We start from the raw sequence: 18,935 nt of genomic DNA on the forward strand, positions 1-18,935 counted from the left end.
CGATGACCGCTGTCCTGCAAATCGTCTTCGACGCGCTGAGCCTGGGCAGCATTTACGCGCTTGGCGCGCTCGGCATCGCCGCAGTCTTCGGCGTCATGCGCCTGGTGAATTTCGCACATGGCGACTTCATCGCCTTTTGCGTGTTCGCGATGCTGTGGCCGTCGGTCGATGCCGCGGCAATCGTATTCACCGGCAGGCTGCCATTCTATCTGCTGATTCCGCTGCTGCTACTCGTCGGAGCTGGCCTGTCGATGCTCTCGGAAGTGATTGTCTTCCGCCAATTCCGGAACGCCAATCCGGCGACCATGATGATCGCATCGTTCGCGCTCGGCTTCGTGATCCGGCACCTGCTGCTGATGTTCTATTCGAGCCGCCCGAAGTCGATCACACTGTGGCCCAGCCTCGGCCTGCCGGTGGAGTTTCTCGGCGCTTACATTCCGATGCTGCAGGTCGTCACGATTATCATCACGCTGGTGGTCCTGGCCGTGCTGGTGCTGTTCCTGAAGTACACGCGCTATGGCCTGGAAATGCGCGCCGCGGCCGAGAATTTCACCATGGCCCGCATGCTCGGGGTGCGCGCCAATGGCGTCATTCTGCTGGCGTTTGCCATCAGCGGCATGCTGGCGGCTGCAATCGGTCTGATCCTCGCCACCAACTCCGGCACTGCCGATATTGGTATGGGCGCCAATGTGATGCTGATCGCGTTCATCGCCACCGTCATCGGCGGCCTCGGCAGCGCGCCCGGCGCGGTCGCCGCCGGCTTCCTGATCGGCGCCGCAAGCGTCGTGTTTCAGGCCACTTTGCCGCATGACGCCCGGGTGTTCCGCGATGCCTTCGTTTACGGCGCGGTGATCGTGGTCCTGCTGGTTCGCCCGCAGGGCCTGTTCGCCCCGAAGTCCGCCAAGCAGAGAGTCTGATCGATGTCGCGGCCGCCTTCCGTCATCCGGCAAACGATCGTTACCCCGATCATACTGATCGTGGTGCTGCTCGCGATGGCGGCGTTGTCCTATCAGTTCGGCAGCCGGGCCTTCAACCGCACCGCGATTGAGATGTTCATCAACATCATGGTGGTGGTCGGGCTCTACGCCTTCGTCGGCAATTCGGGCCTGCTGTCGTTCGGGCATATCAGCTTCATGTGCCTTGGAGCCTACATGACGGCATGGTTGACCATTCCGCCGGTGATGAAGTCGATCACGCTCAAGGGACTGCCGGCGTGGCTGTTGCATACGCAATTGCCGATGTGGTTGGCCACGCCAATCTCGGGCGTGTTCGCAGCGCTGTTTGCGCTGATCGTCGGGCGCATCATCATGCGGCTCTCGGGAATCGCCGCCTCGATCGCCACGTTCGGCCTGCTAGGCGTCGTCAACAACATCTATTCGAATTGGGACTCCGTCACCGGCGGCCAAGGCTCGATCGTCGGAATCCCCCCCACTATGAGCGTCTGGACCGGGTGGCTGGGTGCCGCGGTCGCTATCGTAACGGCGTATCTCTATTCGATTTCCCGCTCGGGACTTGCGCTGCGTGCCGCGCGCGACGAGGCGGTGGCCGCCAGAGCCTCCGGCGTCGATATCGTGCGGGAGCGGTTGGTTGCCTTTGTCGTCAGCGCCTTCATCATCGGTCTGGCGGGCGCGCTCTACGCGCATTTCCTGAGCATCGTCAATCCGGGCTCATTCTACCTGCGCACGACCTTTATCGCCCTGTCGATGCTGGTGGTGGGCGGCATGTACAGCCTTAGCGGCGCGGTTACCGGCGTGGTTGCGATGTCGGTTCTGATCGAGCTGTTTCGCGACCTCGAGAGGGGCGTCAGCGTCGAAGGCTTGACCGTGGCGCTGCCGAACGGTGCCCAGGAAATCGCAATCGGCATCATCACGATCGTCATCCTGATCTACCTGCCGAGCGGTCTCACCCGCAACCGGGAATTCTCATGGCGAGGCTGGCCGCTCCAGCGGCGCCTCGCACCGCCTGTGCAGACCGCGCTGAAGGAAACCAACTGAAGTCCGTTGCATCATTGAAGGAGTGGACAATGCGTTTCGATAAAGTACTTGGGATACTGGCCGGCGCCGCCACGTTGTGGTTCACGCCGGCCCATGCCGCCGATGAAATCATCGTTGGATTCGCCACCGCCGCTTCCGGGTTCATGCAGGCCTATGACAAGCCGGCCCAGGATGCCGCCCTGATCCGCATCGACGAGATCAACAAGGCGGGTGGCCTGCTCGGCAAGAAGATCAAGCCGGTGTTCGCGGATACCAAGACCGATCAGGCCGAAGGCGCCAAGGCCGGACTTGCGGTACTCGACCAGGGCGCCGACCTCGTCATCGTCTCCTGCGACTATGATTTCGGCGCACCGGCGGCGTTGCAGGCCCAGGCGGCCGGCAAGGTCTCCTTCTTCCTATGCGCCGAATCGATCAAGGCCGGCATCCAGGGCGTCGGCCCCTTCTCGTTCTCGGCCTCGGTGCTGGCGCCGGTGCAGGGCGCGACCATGTCGGAATGGGCTTACAAGAAGAAGAACGCTCGCAGCTTCTACCGGCTGCTCGACAGCTGGACCGTTTACAACAAGGGTATCTGCGACGGCTTCGACTGGATGCTGCCGCGCCTGAAGGACGCCACGCTCGTCGGCAGCGACACGTTCAAGAACGACGACGCCTCGATCGCGTCCCAGATCACGCGCATCAAGAGCCTGCCCAAGGAACCCGACGCCATCATGCTCTGCACGATGATGCCGGGGGCCGTATCCGCCATCAAGCAAATCCGCGCCGCCGGCATCAAGTCCATGATCCTCAACGGCTCGGGCGTCGATGGCAGCTACTGGCAGAACGCCGTGCCTGACCTGTCGAACTTCTACGTACCGGTGCAGGGTTCGGTCTACGGCGACGACCCGAATCCGAAGGTCAACGAGTTCAACAAGAAGTACAAGGATGTGACCGGCGGCGATCCTTCCAGCCAATATGTCTATCCCGGCTATGTCCTGATCGACGTCTGGGCCAAAGCAGTCGAACGCGCCAAGACGACGGATGCCGCCGGCGTCGTGGCCGAGCTCGAGAAGATGACCAACGAGTCCACGCTGTTCGGGCCTCGCACCTTCACCAAGGACCTCCACCACCAGAACCAGGGCCGTTACCTCATTGTCGACACCGAGGCCGGCAAGCCGAAGGTGATCGACCAGTGGACAATCTCGGAAAAGATCCCGGTCGACTACCTGATCTCCAAGTAAGCTCTCAAAGTAAGCCTTCGAAGTAAGCTCGCCCTACGCCGCTCGCCGATGCGTCTTCGCATCCGCGAGCGGCGCAACCCTCAAGTCACACGCAATAACCCGAAAGAAAGACAACGGGAGGATAATGAAAGATGGTGGTTATCAACTGCGACATGGGCGAAGCCTACGGCCTGTACCGAATGGGCGACGACAATGCCCTGATGCCTCATATCGACGTCGCCAATGTCGCCTGCGGATTCCACGCTTCCGACTTCAATCACATGCGCAAGACCGTACAATTGGCCAGGCAGCATGGCGTCAAGGTAGGCGCTCATCCGTCGCTGCCGGACCACCAGGGCTTCGGACGCAGGGAGATGAAGATCGACCGTGAAGAACTGGCGAACTGCCTGCTCTACCAGATCGGAGCGCTCAAGGCGTTCCTCGACGCCGAAGGCATGGCACTCAATCATATCAAGCCGCACGGTGCGCTGTACGGCATGGCATCCCGCAACGAGGACATTGCCGAAGCGATAGCCGACGCGGCCGATGTCTACAAGGTGCCACTACTGGGCATGAAGGGCACGCTGCATCAAAAGGTCTACGAGCGCCGTGGCCACACTTTCGTCGCTGAATACTATGCCGACCTCGACTACAACGCCGACGGCAGCCTCATCATCACGCGCGAACATGACGCCAAGGATCCCATCGATGCGGCGTCGCGCTGCACACGCGCGGTGAACGAGGGCAAGACGCGCACAGTGGCCGGCAACGACATCATCGTCGGAGCCGATTCCATCTGTATCCATTCCGACACGCCCAATGCCGTCGCGATTGCGGAAGCGGTTCGCGAAGCGGTCCGTCCCTATCTGACGGCGCCCTGACGCATCGCGCACCGAAGGTCGAAGCCAACACACGAGGAGAATTCCGTGGCCACCCAGCAGATATTCTCGCCACTACCCGGCATCTTCTACCGCAAGCCCGCGCCCGACAAACCAGACTACAAATCCGACGGCGACATCATCACGGAAGACGACACGATCGGTCTCATCGAGGTGATGAAATCGTTCAACGAGGTGAAGGCGGGCGCAGCGGGTAAGATCCTGCGCTTCCTGGCGGAGAACGAGGAGGCCGTGATGGCCGGCCAGCCCATTGCCGAAATCGAAGTCTGAGATGACGATCAAGAAGCTCCTCATCGCCAACCGCGGCGAGATCGCCGTGCGGATCAATCGCGCGGCGCGCGAACTGGGCATTGCGACCGTGCAGGTCTACAGCAAGGCCGACAAGGACTCGCTCGCCGTCCGCCTCGCTGGCGAGGCGATCGACATCGGGCCGCCGCAGGCGTCGAAATCCTACCTCAACCAGGCGGCGATCCTCGCTGCAGCCGGCGCCACCGGCGCCGACGCCATCCATCCGGGCTATGGTTTCCTGGCGGAGAACGCCAATTTCGCCGCGGCCGTCGAGGATGCCGGCCTGACCTTCGTCGGTCCCACGGCCCAATCGATCCGCCTGATGGGTGACAAGGTTGCTGCGCGTGAAGCCGCAGCCGCAGCCGGCGTTCCGACCGTCCCGGGCAGCCGTGGACGCCTGGACTCCGCCGAGGCCGCCTTCGCGCTCGTCGAGACGACCGGCTTCCCGGTGATGATCAAAGCCGCGGCCGGCGGCGGCGGGCGCGGCATCCGCATTGCGCGAACCGCCGAGGAGTTTCATCATTTGATGCCGCAGGCGCAGGCCGAGGCGCTTGCAGCGTTCGGCGATGGCGGTCTTTATGTCGAGAAACTGGTGGAGGGCGCGCGGCATATCGAGGTGCAGGTGCTGGGCGACGGACGCGACGTCATCCACTGCTTCGAACGCGAATGCTCGCTGCAACGCCGCCGTCAGAAGGTCTGGGAAGAAGCACCCTCCCCGTCGCTCACGCCGGCGGTTCGCGGACTGCTCTGCGCGTCGGCGGTCGCGCTCGCCAAAGCGGTGCAGTATCGCGGCGCGGGAACGATCGAATATCTCTATGACGACCGCAGCCACGAATTCTATTTCCTCGAGATGAACACCCGCATCCAGGTCGAACACCCGGTAACGGAGATGGTGACCGGCATCGACCTGATGATCGAGATGATCCGGATCGCCGGCGGCGAACCGTTGCGCATCCGCCAGGATGAGGTGCGGGTCAAAGGCCATTCGATCGAGGTCCGCATCAATGCCGAGGATCCGGCGAAGGGCTTCCTTCCGAATCCAGGCACGGTGAGCGCCCTCAGCATCCCCGGCGGCGACGGGGTCCGTTTCGACAGCATGCTCTATGCCGGCTACACCGTCCCGCCGTTCTACGATAGCCTGCTCGGAAAGCTGATCGTTCATGATCGGGACCGAGCCAGCGCCATCGCACGGCTCGATCGTGCGCTGGCCGAGCTTGAGGTCGATGGATTGACGACGACAAAATCCTTGCACCAGGCGCTGGCACGCGATCCCGACGTGCAGTCCGCACGTTTCCACACCGCCTGGCTCGAGCCGTGGCTCACTTCGCATGCCGAGGCGCTTGCGTCGGCAACGCCGACGCCGTCAGCCAAGCTCACCCCGACGACCGCACGATAACCCGCCCCGTCAGCAACAGGAGGCCGCAGTCCCATGCAAACCAGATTTTCCTTCGGCGGCGACGAGCACATCTTTGCCGAAGTTGACGAGGCGATGTCGCTCGAGGCTTTTTTCAAGAGCCTATTCGTCACCAACGCGGTGCGCGAGGCCAAGATCAAGGGTGTGACCGAGATCTGCCCGGCCAACGCCTCCTATCAGGTCAAGTTCGATCCGGATCAGATCAAGCCCGACGACATGCTCGCCGAACTGAAGCGGCTGGATTCGTCGACTGAGAAATCCGAGCCGGTCATCAAAACACGGATCATCGAGATCCCCGTGCTCTACAACGATCCCTGGACGCACGAGACCCTGATGCGCTTTCGCGAGCGCCATCAGAATCCTGAGGGCACCGACCTCGAATATGCGGCTGAGATCAACAACCTCGACAGCGTCGACGCGTTCATCAAGGCGCATTCCAGCGCGCCCTGGTTCGTCTCGATGGTCGGTTTCGTCGCCGGCCTGCCCTTCCTCTACCAGATGGTAGAACGCAAGCGGCAGCTTCAGGCCCCGAAATATCTGCGCCCGCGCACGGATACGCCGAGACTCACGGTCGGGCACGGCGGGTGCTTCAGCTGCATCTATTCGGTGCGTGGCGCCGGCGGCTACCAGATGTTCGGCATTACGCCGATGCCGATCTACGATCCCAACCAGAAGATCAGCTATCTCCGCGACTTCATGTGCCTGTTCAGGCCGGGCGATATCGTGAAGTGGAAGCCGATCGACCGGCCGGCCTATGATGCCGCGATCGAGGATGTCGATGCCGGCCGCTTCGCGCCCGTGATCCGCGAGGTCTCGTTCTCGCTGACCGAATTCAACCGCGACATCGACGCCTATAATCGCAAGCTCGAGGGAGTCCTCCATGCCCATTAAGGTCTTGAAGCCGGGTCTTGCGACCACCGTCCAGGATCTCGGGCGTCCCGGCTATTATCACATCGGCATCCCGCTTTCCGGCGGCATGGACCGTCACGCGCTCGCGGCCGCCAATCTGCTCGTTGGCAATGAGGAAGGCGCCGCCGTCCTCGAAGCCGTGTTCATGGGACCGGAGCTCGAATTCACCGACGACGCCACGGTCGCGGTCACCGGAGCCGAGTTGCCGCCGAAGCTCGATGGTACGCCACGCGAGACCTGGACCAGCTTCGAAGTCAAGCGCGGCCAGAAACTGTCGTTCGATTTCCTCAAGCAGGGCGCGCGCGCCTACATCGCAATCGCCGGCGGCATTGACGTGCCGCTGGTGCTCGGCTCGCGCTCGACCTACGCGCTCGGCGCGCTCGGCGGCTTCAAGGGTCGCAAGATCGAGGCCGGCGATGAACTGCCCGTTGGCGTATCAGCGGCGCCGGCCAAGGCGGGCCGCACGATCGCAAAGGAATTACGCGGCATGCCGGCCGGGATGCCGACGGAGTTACGCGCCATGCCCGGACTCTATTGGCACCGCCTCACCGAGGCCGCCGGCAGCGGATTCTTCTCCGATACCTGGAAGGTCGCTCCGGAAGCCGACCGCATCGGCTACCGCTTCAAGGGCGGCAAGCCGCTCGAATTCGTGCCACGCGAGCCACCCTTCGGGGCCGGCTCCGATCCGTCCAACATCACCGATGCCTGCTACCCCTATGGTTCGATCCAGGTACCCGGCGGGACCGAGCCAATCGTGCTGCATCGCGACGCCGTATCGGGCGGCGGCTATTTCATGGTCGGCACGGTTATCGCGGCGGACATGGACCTGATCGGTCAGCTCCAGCCCAACACGCCGGTCAAGTTCGTCAAGGTCGGGATGGATCAGGCGCTTGCGGCGCGCCACGACCGGGCCGGACTCTTGGCTCAGCTCCGCAGTTCCCTCGCGTGATCACGTCAAGGCACTGCTCTGACAAGATGCAGCGTAGCGGACAGAATCTGTTCAGCACGCTTGTTCCGGCGGCAGACGTCGTCATTCCGTAGCTCAGGAGCAAAATCAGATCGCGCAGTACGCGGAACGTGACGAGGACCTGGCGCCTGTTCGTCTCTCGTTCGGGCACAAGAGTTGCAGGGCCCGAAAGTTACAGGAGCCAAGAGTTGCAGGAGCAGTGACGAGCCGACAACCAACGCCGGAGACCTCGTGCGACCAGAATTTGGTCATCGCCCGCGATGTCCGAAACCGATACGGTCCGCGTCGGGAGAGAAGGCGAGGCCCAGTAGTCGACGGCAGTGACGGAGCGCAAGATGCAGACCACTTACGCGACCAACGACATTCCCTCGCATCTGCGCCGGCAATACTGGCAGCAAGTCGTCTCCGACGCTTATTTCTCGCTCGACCTCCGCTTTCTCGGAGGGCACGACTTCCACGGCAGCTTGGGCGCCTGGTCGCTCGGGCCGCTCTCGGTCTCGCGCAACGTGTCGGACGGCCTGCTCTACAAGCGGCACGAGCGCCATCTCCTCAACGAGCGTGAAGAGTGCTTCCTGATCACGGTGCCGGAACTCGCGGAGATTCGTTTCGCCCAGGACGGCAAGGAGGTGCTGTGCCGGCCGGGCGCCTTCCTGATCGAGCGCAGCCATTTGCCATACGAGTTCAGCCATCGCGATCCGTCTGCGCTCTGGGTGCTAAAGGTCCCGAGCGCGGTGCTGAGGGGACGGATCTCCCGCCCCGAACGCCTCGCGACCCTGCAATTCGACTGCACCCGCAGCGTCGGTGCGCTGTTTGTCGATACTCTGCGCCTCGCCGGCGAACGCATCGAGGAGATGGACGAGCCGGCGCGCGCCATGGTGGGCAAGCACCTCATCGACTTACTGGCGATGGCGGTCGAGTCCGACGAGCGCGTGCTGGCCGGGCACTCGTCCTCGATCCGTAACGCTCACCTGCATCGCTGCGAGCACTTCATCCGCACTCGGCTCGACGACATGCGGCTGACACCGCAGATGGTGGCTGACGGCTGCGGCATCTCGCTCAGATATCTGCACCAGATCTTCGAAGGCGAAGGCGTCACCGTGAGCACCTATATCCGCAGCGAGCGCCTCCTGATGTGCGACGCCATGCTGCGCGATCCGCAGTGCCGGAAGAGCATTTCGGAGATCGCCTATCACTGGGGATTCGGTGACCAGGCGCAGTTCAGCCGCAACTACCGCGGCCGGTTCGGCTGCACGCCGAGCGAAGCGCGCGCCGCGTCCCGTACGGTTCAGCCCTGATCTAATCAGAACGGCCAAGGCTCCAGGCAGAATCCGATCTGGCGCTTCGTGCTCTCTGGCACAAGTCTTCCTGCGCTCAGCGTCAAGAGCTCCGCCAGCAGCCGCTTATAATCCTCACGACATCTGCGGAAATCCGCCGGTCGAACCAACCGTCTGCGGCAGCCGGATCTGGCGTTCAGTCGCGTTTCGTCACGTCCGGCACTCGTTCGAAAGGAAGTCGTATCGTGCAGAACCTTCGCGTTGCCGTCGACGTCGGCGGCACCTTTACCGACATCTGCATCATGGACGAGGTCACGGGCCTCATTCGCATCGAGAAAACGGCATCAACGCCTGATCCCATCGAGGGAATCATGGGCGGCGTCTCCAAGGCCGGCATCGACCTCTCCAAGGTCGCGCTGTTCTCGCATGGCACCACGGTCGCGACCAACGCGCTGATCACGCGCCGACTGCCGCGCACCGCGATCGTGACGACCGAGGGCTTCCGCGACGTCATCGAAATCCGCCGCGCCAACAAGGAAGATCTCTGGGACACCTACAAGGATGTCGTCAAACCCTACGTGCCGCGGCGCGACCGGCTGACCGTACCCGAACGCGTCGATGCCGGCGGCAAGGTGATCCAGCCGCTCGACGTCGAGGCCGCGCACGACGTCGCGCGCATCCTCAAGCGCCGGGGCGTCGCCGCGATCGCGGTCTGCTTCATGAACGCCTATCTCAACGGCGCGAACGAGCGCGCGATGCGCGACATTCTACTGAAGGTGATGCCGGATATTCCGGTGTCGATCTCCTCGCAAGTGCTCCCCGAGATCTTCGAGCACGAGCGGTTCTCGACCACGGTCGCCAATGCCGTCGTGAGCCCGGTCGTCGTCAGCTACACCAGCCGGCTCGGCGACCGGCTCGCCCACGAAGGCTACACCCGCGACCTGCTGCTGTTGCACACCGGCGGCGGCGTCATGACGCCGGCAAGCGTTAAGGATTTTGCCGCGCGCCTGGCCGGCTCCGGGATCGCCGCCGGCGCCATCGCCAGCCGCTACATCGCCGGCCTGTGCGGCTTCCCCAATTCGATCGGCCTCGACATGGGCGGCACCTCGACCGACGTGTCGCTGGCCTATGAGGGCCAGTCGCGCATCACCAAGGACTGGTACGTCGAATTCGGCTACCCGATCCGCTTTGCCTCGATCGAGGTGCTGACCATCGGCGCCGGCGGCGGCTCGCTCGCCTGGACCGATCCGGCCGGCTCCCTGCGCAACGGCCCGCAATCGGCCGGCGCCCATCCGGGTCCGGCCTGCTACGGCAACGGCAACACGCAGCCGACCAACACCGATGCCAACGTCACGCTGGGCCGGCTCGGCACCAGTCTGGCCGGCGGCAAGGTGACGCTCGATCCGGAGCTTGCCCACCAGGCCGTCGAGGACGGTGTCGCAAAGCCGTTCGGCCTCGGCCTGCATGAGGCCGCGGATGCCATTCTGAAGGTTGCGAACGCCAACATGTCGGATGCGGTTCGCCTGATTTCGATCAGCCGCGGCTACGATCCGCGCGACTTCGCGTTGGTCGCCTTCGGCGGTGCCGGCGCCCTGCACGGCGTCGACGTCGCGCGCGAACTCGCGATCCCTGTCGTCATCGTGCCGCCGAATCCCGGCGTGACCTCGGCGCTCGGCTGCCTCCTGGTCGATATGCAGCACGACTTCTCGCAAAGCTGCATGGTCGGCGCCGATGAAGCCGATTCCGCCGATATCGAGGCGCAATTCGCCGCGCTCGAGAGGGAGGCGCTCGCGCGGTTGACCCATGAAGGCGTCGCGTCGCAGGACGTCGTGCTGCAGCGATCGATCGACATGATGTATCGCGGCCAGTGGCGCTCGCTCGCGGTCACCGCGCCGCGCCCGATCGGCCCGATCGCGGATCTGGTTCGGAGCTTTCATGCCGAGCACAAGCGCGAATACAATTTCCGCCGCGACGACGCGCCGGTCAGCTTCTTCCGTCTCAACCTGAAGGCCACCGGCGTCGTCCCAAAGGCCGAGTTTGCCGTCCATCAGCCGACTGGCGTAATCCCGGATCCGGTCGACCGGCGCCGGGTCTGGTTCGACGGCAGCGGGCTCGACACTCCGGTCTACCAGCGCGACGACCTGCCCTGCGGTTTCAGCTTCCAGGGTCCCGCGATCATCGAGCAGGTCGATGCCACCACGGTGGTGCCGCCTGGCTCCAGTGCGGACGTCGACAAATACCTCAACATCATCATCCGCGTGAAGGAGTGATCCGATGGCCGGCGATCTCACGCTCGACCCCGTAACGTTCGAAGTGCTGAAGAACTCCTTCATCACCAGTGTCGACCAGATGGGCGAGCAGGTGCTGCGGACCTGCTACTCCTTCGTGATCTACAATCGCGACTTCTCGAGCGCCCTGCACGATGCCAAGGGTGAATGCGCCGCGCAAGGCAACCAGGACATCGCCGTCCATGTCGGCACGCTGCACTTCACCTGCCAGGACGTCATGCGTCACTTCGAAGGCGACATGCATGAAGGCGACGTCTTTGCGATCAACGATCCCTATGCCGGCGGCACGCATTTCTCCGATGTCCGCTTGATCCGGCCGATCTTCGCCGACGGCAAGATCATCGCCTTCAGCCAGTCGAACGGACATTGGTCCGATGTGGGCGGCAGCGTGCCGGGGTCGTTCGACGTCGCTGCCCGCGAAATGTTCCGTGAGGGATTGCGCATCACGCCGGTGCGCCTGTTCGACAAGCGCGGCTTGCGCAAGGACGTCGCGCACCTGATCGCCTCCAACACGCGCGATCCGGCTTCGATCATCGGCGATATCCAGGCCCAGGCCGAGGCGACGGCAGTCTGCGAGCGCGAGATCCTGCGCCTCGTCAGCAAATACGGCCGCGACACCGTCGAAACCGGACTTTCCGCCGTGCAGGACTATGTCGAGCGCTCGGCACGCCAGCGGATCGTCGCCCTCCCCGACGGCGAATGGGAAACGGTCGACTTCATCGATCGCGATCCGGCCGGCGGCGAAGGCATGATCCCGATCCGCATCAAGATGACGATCAAGGGCGACCGCGCGATCTACGATTTCACCGGAAGTCATCCGACCATCGGATCGATCTACAATTCGGCCTTCGGCGCGACTTTCTCCGCCGTCGCCGCCGGCATGAAGACCTTTTTTCCCGATCTGCCGCTCAACTCCGGCTTCTATCGCTGCTTCGACATCATCGCGCCGGAAGGCTCGATCGTCGACGCCAAATGGCCGATCGCGGTCACCGGCTTCCTGATGCCGTTCGAGAAGATCATGAACTCGATCTACGAGATGTGGTCGAAGCTGATGCCGGAGCGCGCGCTGGCCTGCGCCTTCAACCTCGAATATCTGCTGACCGGTGGGCTCGACGCCCGCAGCTCCGACAAACCGATCTTCATGTTCTACGACTGGCTGCCCGGCGGCTGGGGCGGCCGCAACGGCAAGGACGGCAGCAATGTCACCACCGCCTGCTTCGGAACCGGGCTGATGTCGCAGCCAGTCGAGGGCCAGGAGCGCGCCAATCCGATCCTGACCACGAAGTGCGAGATCCTCACCGATTCCCCGGGCCCCGGCAAATGGCGCGGCGGCGCAGGGGTCGAGAAGATCTCGCGGATGTTGCAGGCGGAGAAGACCGTGATCTCCTACATCTGCGACCGCGAACGCGCCGTCGTATGGGGCATCGAGGGCGGCCTGCCGTCGATGCCGCACGGCTTGACCTTGACGCGCGCCGGCGGCAAAGGCGAAGAACGGCTCGGCTCGATCTTCTCCGACATTCCGATCGGCGAAGGTGACGTGTTCTCGCGGCCGACCGCCGGCGGCGGCGGGTTCGGCGACCCGCTGCAACGCGATCCGCGTCTCGTGATCGAAGACATCAAGGACGACTATGTCTCGATCGCGCGCGCCGCCAAGGATTATGGCGTGGTGGTTCAAACTGTCGATGCCGAGCTCTGCGAATACGAGGTCGACAAGGCTGCAACCGATGCGCTCCGCGCGAGCATCAGAGCCGAGCGCATCGCCAAGGTGAGGCAAGATCCGGAGGTCGTGGCACAGCGTTATCGCAGCGGCGCACTCGATGTCTTCGACGTCATCCGTCAGCACGCCGTGATCCTCGATTGGGGCACCGGTGCTCTCCTTCCCAACTCTACGCGCCAGTTTCGCGAGGTCTTCGAGCGGCGCTCGGTCGCAAACTGGGTCGCCGGCTGACGCAATCGATACCCGCGTCGCCCACGGCGGCACGGCACGTGCATAAGAGGAGATCCGAAGTCATCGGCCCTCACCTTTCATTCGAACCCTGAGGACAGATTTTATGACCCGCTCCACATCGTGCCATCCTGCCAATCGGCTTCGACCTATCAGCTCCACACTCGGCATCGTCGCCGGCCTTGCGATTGCCGCGGCGATCTCGCCGGCGGCGGCCGAGACGCCCTGGTTTCCCATGCAGGTCTACGACGCTTCGTCCGGCACGCCGAAGCTGGCGGAGTACACTCCGCTGCCGAAGGCCGAGAAGCCCTACAAGCTCTGCGTGCTGTTTCCGCACATGAAAGACAGTTTTTGGGTGGCAGTCGCCTACGGCATTGTGAAGCAGGCCGAGGCGATGAACGTCAACATGACGCTCTATGAAGCCGGCGGCTACGAGAACCTCCCCAAGCAGCTCTCGCAGTTTGACGACTGCATGGCGAGCGGCGTCGACGCCATCATCGTCGGCGCGATTTCCGGCGCCGGCCTCAGCAAGAAATTCGAGGAAGCCAAGGCCAAGGGCGTGCCGGTGGTCGGAGTCACCAATCCGCTGCCGCCCAACGCCCTGCCGGCGGCGATCTATGTCGACTTCGTCGCCATGGGTGCGGTCACCGGCGAAGGTCTGCTGGCACAGACCAAGCCCGGCGACAAACTCAACGTCGTGACATTTCCCGGACCGGCCGGCTCCGGCTGGGCGGAGTCGTTCAACGAGGGCTTCAAGAAAGCCGTCGCGAAGAACCCGAACGTCAAGATCCTCGGCGAGAAATTCGGCGACTCCGGCGTCGCGGTCCAGCTTCAGTTGATTCAGGACGCGCTGCAGGCGTACCCAAGCATGAACGTGATCTGGGGCACCGCACCCACCGCCGAGGCCGCCATCGGCGCGGTCGCCGAATCCGGACGCAACGATATCAAGATCATGTCGTCTTACGAAAACCAGGCCATGCTCGACGCACTGAACCGCGGCGACATCCTGGCGTTTGCGACCCAGTACCCGGTCGGCGAAGGCGCCATCTCGATCGATCAGGCGGTGCGCTTGATCGAGAAGAAGCCGGTCATGAGCCTGGCTCAGCCGCTGGCCGCGGCGATCGACAAGACCAGCGTATCGAAGTTGCAGATGGACCTCGTGCTGGCGCCCGCAAGCTGGACCCCGGTCTATTCGGTCAAGGCCAAGTAAGCCACCGCCACTCGTCTCAGGCGAGAGCAACGTGCTCTCGCCTGCCCGCCCCACGGAGCAGGAGATGGATGCCGACATCGATCTGAACCAGACCGAGCCCCTGCTCAGTCTGCGGGGCATCTCGAAACGATTCAGTGGCGTCCGGGCGCTCGACCGGGTCGATCTCGATGTTCGCGCTGGCGAACTGCACGTGCTGTTCGGAGAGAACGGTGCCGGCAAATCGACCTTGATCAATGTCGTGTCGGGCACCTTTCCGCCCGACGAAGGTACCTTCCATTTCGGCGGCGAGGAGATCTGTCACCTCACGCCGCAGCGGGCGCGCGCGATCGGCATCAGCCCGGTGTTCCAGGAATTCTCGCTGGTGCCGAGCCTCACCGTGGAAGAGAATCTGTTCCTCGGCCGTGAGGCCTCGCGCGGCGGAATCCTGCGCACGCGGGAGATGCGGCAACGCGCTCAGGCGCTCATCGACGAGCTCGGCTTCGACCTCGATCCCTCGCAGCGCGTCGACGACCTCTCGCGCGCGCACCAGCAGATGACCGAGATCGCCAAGGCTTTGCTCGGCCGGGTGCGCCTGCTGATCCTCGACGAGCCGACCGCATCGTTGACCGAACGCGAGACCGGGCGGCTGTTCGAACTGATTAGCCGGCTGAAGAGCCAGAATGTCGGACTGATCTACGTCTCGCACCGCATGCGCGAGATCCGCGCGCTCGCCGATCGCGTGACGGTGTTGCGCGATGGCCGCCACATCCGCACGGTCGACGCAACAGCGTCGACCGACGGCGAGCTTGTCGAATTGATGACCGGCCGCAAGATCGACCTGCTGTTTCCGGCAATCGCGCACAAGCCCGACAAGGTGATGGTCGACGTCGAGAACCTCACGCTGGTCGACGGCAGCGTTCGCGACGTGAACTTCTACGCCCAGGCCGGCGAGATCACCGGCATTGCGGGTCTCGTCGGCTGCGGCAAGTCCGAGCTTATCCGCGCGATCTACGGGCTCGCGCCGGTCGCCTCCGGCGCCATCAGGATCGACGGCCTGCCTTACGAATTCCCGGCGCCGCGGCGCAGCCTTAAGCATGGCATCGCCTATTTTCCCGCCGACCGGATCGCCGAAGGCCTCGCTTTGTCGCGTCCGATCCGCGAGAACGCCTCGATGACGGGGCTCGACCTTCCCGCCTTCGCCCGCTTCGGTGTGCTGCGGCAGGCAGCGGAGCGCACGGCGATCACTGGCGTCATGGAGCAGTTGCAGCTCAGGCCGCCCGACATCGAGCGGCCCGCCGGCGCGCTGTCCGGCGGCAATCGGCAGAAAGTGATGCTCGGCCGCGCGCTGACGCGCGAACTGACTGTGTTCCTGTTCGACGAGCCGAGCGTCGGCATCGACGTCGGCGCCAAGCTCGAGGTCTACGAATTCATGAAGCGCCTCGTCGAGGCTGGCGCCGCGGTCATCGTGGTCTCGTCCGAACTGCCGGAGGTGCTGGCGCTGTCGAACCGGCTCTATGTCATGCATAACGGCCGAATCGCCGCCGAACTGAAGGACGCCGCGAAAACCGAGCAGAACGTGCTTGCGAGCTTCTTCAAGGATCAGCTCGCAGCGGAGGTCGCATGAGCACCGTCCTTGCCGCCGCCCAACCCCGGGCATCGATCGGCCTCGGCAGATCGATCGCAGGACGGATCGGATTGCTGCCCGCTTTATTGCTGGCGGTTGTCGCCGGCATGTCGGCGATCGACCCGCAATTCTACGGCCTGATCAACATCCTCAACATCCTCCGCAACGGCTCGTTCCTGGCGATCGTCGCTTGCGGACAGGCACTGGTGATCATCGCGGGCGGCTTCGATCTGTCGGTCGGCGCCGTCGTCGCGCTGGCCAGCGTGGTGACCGCCAAGACCATGGCCGCCGCGGCGATCGCGTTTCCCGGCAATACCACGCTCGTCATCGCAAGCGGCGTCGCCTCCGGGCTCGGTTGCGGGCTTGTGGTCGGGCTCATCAACGGGTTCTGCGTGGCGAAGCTGAAAGTCTCCGGATTTGTGGTCACCCTGGGCACGATGTCGGCGACATCAGGCGTCGGCCTCATGATCACGAGCGGCATCCCGGTTTACGGCATGCCGGAGGTTTTCGTGAAGGGTTTTGGGCGCGCCCAGGTGTTCGGGCTGCCGACGGCCGTCTATGTCGCGCTCGCCGTGATGGTCGTGATGATGTTCGCGCAGCGGCGCACGCTGTTTGGCCGCTACGTCTATGCGATCGGGGGCAATGTCGATGCGGCCATAGTCTCGGGCGTATCGATCCGACGTCATATCGTCGGCACCTACGCCGTCTCCAGCGTGCTCGCGGCGCTGACCGGGATATTGCTCACCGCGCAGGTCGGCTCCGGCCAGGCGAGTTTTGGCGGCGACCGCATGATGCTGCAATCGATCGCCGCCGCCGTGATTGGCGGCGTTAGCCTGCGTGGCGGCATCGGCCGGGTCGAGATCGTCGCGATCAGCGCGCTGTTCCTGACCATTCTCGGCAACGCGCTCAACCTGTTGCACATCGACTCCCGCCTGCAACCGGTGTTCCTGGGCGTCATCATGGTTGCCGCCGTGGCGATGGACGAACTTAGCCGACGGAGGAAATCGCGTGTCTGACGTCGAATCGTCAGTCGCCGCCAAGGACACAAGGAAGGACACGGGGAAGGACACGGGGTCCGAAATGCCGTTCCCGATCAAATGGCTTTGGCATGCAGCGCTGCCGATCGCACTGATCGTGCTTCTGTTCGGTTTTGCCGCCGTCGACCACCGCGTGCTCTCGCCGGCCAATCTGCTCAATATCGCGCAACAGACCAGCTATCTGGCGTTGTTTGCGATGGCGCAGAGCGTGGTGATCCTGACCCGCGGCTTCGATCTGGCGCTCGGCCCTGCGGTGTCGATGGTCAGCGTCGGCACCGCTTTGGCGATGGCTGGCGCCACCGCAGCGGGCCACGGCACAGCGACCGTTCTGCTCGCCGGGCTTGGCGCCGGATTTGGCCTCGGCGTCGCCTGCGGCCTCTTCAACGGCGTGGTGATCGCGCTGCTCGGCGTGAATCCCTTTGTCGCGACGCTCGGCAGCTACAACATCGCGATCGGCGTCGCGACGACGCTTTCGGCGGGACGGCCGGTGCAGGGCGTACCGAACCTGTTCTCGCAGATTTTCTACGGCGGCAGCATCTTCGGAGTGCCGGCCGCCATCGTCATCACCGTTGCGGTCGGCGTCGTCTTGCACTTGATGCTGGCGCGCACCGTGTTCGGCCGTTCGCTCTACATCATCGGCACCAACCCACGCGCTGCGGCGGTGGCAGGCCTACCGGTGAAGCGAGTCCTGGCCCTGACCTATGTGCTCTGCTCGACGCTTGCCGCGCTTGGCGCCATCATGTTGACGGCGCGCACTGGCTCGGGCGAGCCGAACCTTGGCGGTTCATTGTCGTTGCAGGCGATCGCCGGCGCCGTGGTCGGAGGAACTAGCCTCGCCGGCGGCCGCGGCGGCGTCGGCACCGCGGTGCTCGGCGCGTTGTTCGTCACTATCCTGTCCAACGGCATGAACCTCACCCGCATCGACGGCTACGTCCAGATGGTCGTGCTCGGTGCGATCGTCATCATCGGCGTGCTGCTCGATCGCCTACGACAGGAACGAAGCCAATGACGAGCAGCCTTGTCCTGCAAGCCGAGCGCCGCGACGCGGGATCGATCTATGTCGCCCCCACGTTGCCGGCCGCGCTCGATGCGCTGAATGACTACGGCCCCGCGGGCGCCCCATTCGCCGGTGGCACCTGGATCATGCGGTCCCCGATCCGGCACGAGCCACTCAAGCCGCACTACGTCGCGATCGGAAAAATCCCCGAGCTGAGCGCCATCCGGATCGACGCCGCTGCGATCGAGATCGGCGCGGCGGTGACGCACACGGCGCTGGCGGCGGCATTGACCGGTCTCCCCGAGTTCGGCGTCCTCGCGGCCGCGGCCGGCCGCTCCGCCAACCCGGCGATCCGCGGCATGGCGACGGTTGGCGGCAATCTTGCGGCATCGGATTTCGCCGCGGCGGATTGCGTGCCGGCGCTGCTCTGCCTCGATGCTACAGTCGAAATTGCCAGCCGGGATAACAGCGATCGCATCAGCCTGGTCGACTTCCTCAAGGTGCGATCGACACTGCCGCCCGGCCGCTTGGTTACCCGGATCATCGTGCCGCGGACGGAGCGCAAGACCGCGCATGCCCGCCTGCCGCTGCGCAAATCAGGTGACTATCCCGTCGCTATCGTCAGCCTCTCGGTGAACGTCGATCCGGCCGGCCGTGTCCAGGCGATCCGGATCGCGGTCGGGTCCGTCGAACCGGTCGCGCGCCGCTGGGGGCGGCTTGAGGCCGCCCTGCTCGGCTGCATACTCGATCCCCAGCAGGCGGCAGACATGACCGCAGAACTGGCCGCAGATCTGGCCGGGGAGTTTACCGGCCGCGACAGCATCGAGGTGCCCGCCTGGTATCGCGTCAGCGTGTTGCCGAACCTGATGCGTCGTGCGGCCACCGCCGCGCTTGGCAATTGAACACGCGCGAGG

The 18,935-nt window shown here is 64.2% G+C and carries 16 protein-coding genes; all 16 read left to right on the forward strand.

The window, feature by feature from the left end; translation table 11 throughout:
- The first annotated feature begins 2 nt into the window (after positions 1-2).
- The 16 genes from ACP2YO_RS29605 to ACP2YO_RS29680 all read left to right on the forward strand — a co-directional run bounded on the left by ACP2YO_RS29605 (position 3) and on the right by ACP2YO_RS29680 (position 18,923).
- Positions 3-917, forward strand: coding sequence for a branched-chain amino acid ABC transporter permease (locus ACP2YO_RS29605; protein ID WP_426434674.1), 915 nt, complete (start codon positions 3-5; stop codon positions 915-917).
- Positions 918-920: 3 nt separating this feature from the next.
- Positions 921-1,994 carry a branched-chain amino acid ABC transporter permease gene (locus ACP2YO_RS29610; RefSeq protein ID WP_426434675.1) on the forward strand — a complete coding sequence of 358 codons (1,074 nt, stop codon included), beginning with the start codon at positions 921-923 and terminating at the stop codon, positions 1,992-1,994.
- Between the two features lie 29 nt (positions 1,995-2,023).
- Entirely contained in the window at positions 2,024-3,211 is a 1,188-nt protein-coding gene (locus ACP2YO_RS29615; protein ID WP_426434676.1) for an ABC transporter substrate-binding protein, read from the forward strand.
- A 131-nt stretch (positions 3,212-3,342) separates the two neighbouring features.
- On the forward strand, positions 3,343-4,071 hold the full coding sequence (gene pxpA / locus ACP2YO_RS29620; protein WP_426434677.1) for a 5-oxoprolinase subunit PxpA: 729 nt from the start codon (positions 3,343-3,345) through the stop codon (positions 4,069-4,071).
- Positions 4,072-4,116: 45 nt separating this feature from the next.
- Positions 4,117-4,359: an acetyl-CoA carboxylase gene (locus ACP2YO_RS29625; protein WP_426434678.1), complete on the forward strand. Its 243-nt coding sequence runs from the start codon at positions 4,117-4,119 to the stop codon at positions 4,357-4,359.
- A 1-nt stretch (position 4,360) separates the two neighbouring features.
- Positions 4,361-5,773, forward strand: coding sequence for an acetyl-CoA carboxylase biotin carboxylase subunit (locus ACP2YO_RS29630; protein WP_426434679.1), 1,413 nt, complete (start codon positions 4,361-4,363; stop codon positions 5,771-5,773).
- A gap of 33 nt (positions 5,774-5,806) precedes the next feature.
- Positions 5,807-6,682, forward strand: a complete 876-nt coding sequence (locus ACP2YO_RS29635) for a 5-oxoprolinase subunit B family protein (protein ID WP_426434680.1) — start codon at positions 5,807-5,809, stop codon at positions 6,680-6,682.
- A complete protein-coding gene (locus ACP2YO_RS29640; protein WP_426434681.1) occupies positions 6,672-7,649 on the forward strand; it encodes a biotin-dependent carboxyltransferase family protein in 978 nt (325 codons plus the stop codon). Before ACP2YO_RS29635 ends, ACP2YO_RS29640 begins: the two co-directional genes overlap by 11 nt.
- A 353-nt stretch (positions 7,650-8,002) precedes the next feature.
- Positions 8,003-8,962: a helix-turn-helix domain-containing protein gene (locus ACP2YO_RS29645; protein WP_426434682.1), complete on the forward strand. Its 960-nt coding sequence runs from the start codon at positions 8,003-8,005 to the stop codon at positions 8,960-8,962.
- Positions 8,963-9,186: 224 nt separating this feature from the next.
- Entirely contained in the window at positions 9,187-11,211 is a 2,025-nt protein-coding gene (locus tag ACP2YO_RS29650; RefSeq protein WP_426434683.1) for a hydantoinase/oxoprolinase family protein, read from the forward strand.
- Positions 11,212-11,215: 4 nt separating this feature from the next.
- Complete coding sequence (locus ACP2YO_RS29655; RefSeq protein WP_426434684.1) at positions 11,216-13,177, forward strand: hydantoinase B/oxoprolinase family protein; 1,962 nt, start codon at positions 11,216-11,218, stop codon at positions 13,175-13,177.
- 103 nt (positions 13,178-13,280) lie between these two features.
- On the forward strand, positions 13,281-14,384 hold the full coding sequence (torT, locus tag ACP2YO_RS29660) for a TMAO reductase system periplasmic protein TorT (protein ID WP_426434685.1): 1,104 nt from the start codon (positions 13,281-13,283) through the stop codon (positions 14,382-14,384).
- A gap of 64 nt (positions 14,385-14,448) precedes the next feature.
- Entirely contained in the window at positions 14,449-15,987 is a 1,539-nt protein-coding gene (locus tag ACP2YO_RS29665; RefSeq protein ID WP_426434686.1) for a sugar ABC transporter ATP-binding protein, read from the forward strand.
- A complete protein-coding gene (locus tag ACP2YO_RS29670; protein WP_426434687.1) occupies positions 15,984-17,003 on the forward strand; it encodes an ABC transporter permease in 1,020 nt (339 codons plus the stop codon). Before ACP2YO_RS29665 ends, ACP2YO_RS29670 begins: the two co-directional genes overlap by 4 nt.
- A complete protein-coding gene (locus ACP2YO_RS29675; protein ID WP_426434688.1) occupies positions 16,996-18,033 on the forward strand; it encodes an ABC transporter permease in 1,038 nt (345 codons plus the stop codon). Before ACP2YO_RS29670 ends, ACP2YO_RS29675 begins: the two co-directional genes overlap by 8 nt.
- Positions 18,030-18,923 (forward strand): FAD binding domain-containing protein, encoded by an 894-nt coding sequence (locus ACP2YO_RS29680; protein WP_426434689.1) that lies wholly within the window; start codon positions 18,030-18,032, stop codon positions 18,921-18,923. The genes ACP2YO_RS29675 and ACP2YO_RS29680 overlap by 4 nt, the downstream gene beginning before the upstream one ends.
- Positions 18,924-18,935 lie beyond the last annotated feature (12 nt).

The organism is Bradyrhizobium genosp. P, assembly GCF_049949265.1.
In the GTDB taxonomy this organism is placed as follows: Bacteria; Pseudomonadota; Alphaproteobacteria; order Rhizobiales; family Xanthobacteraceae; genus Bradyrhizobium.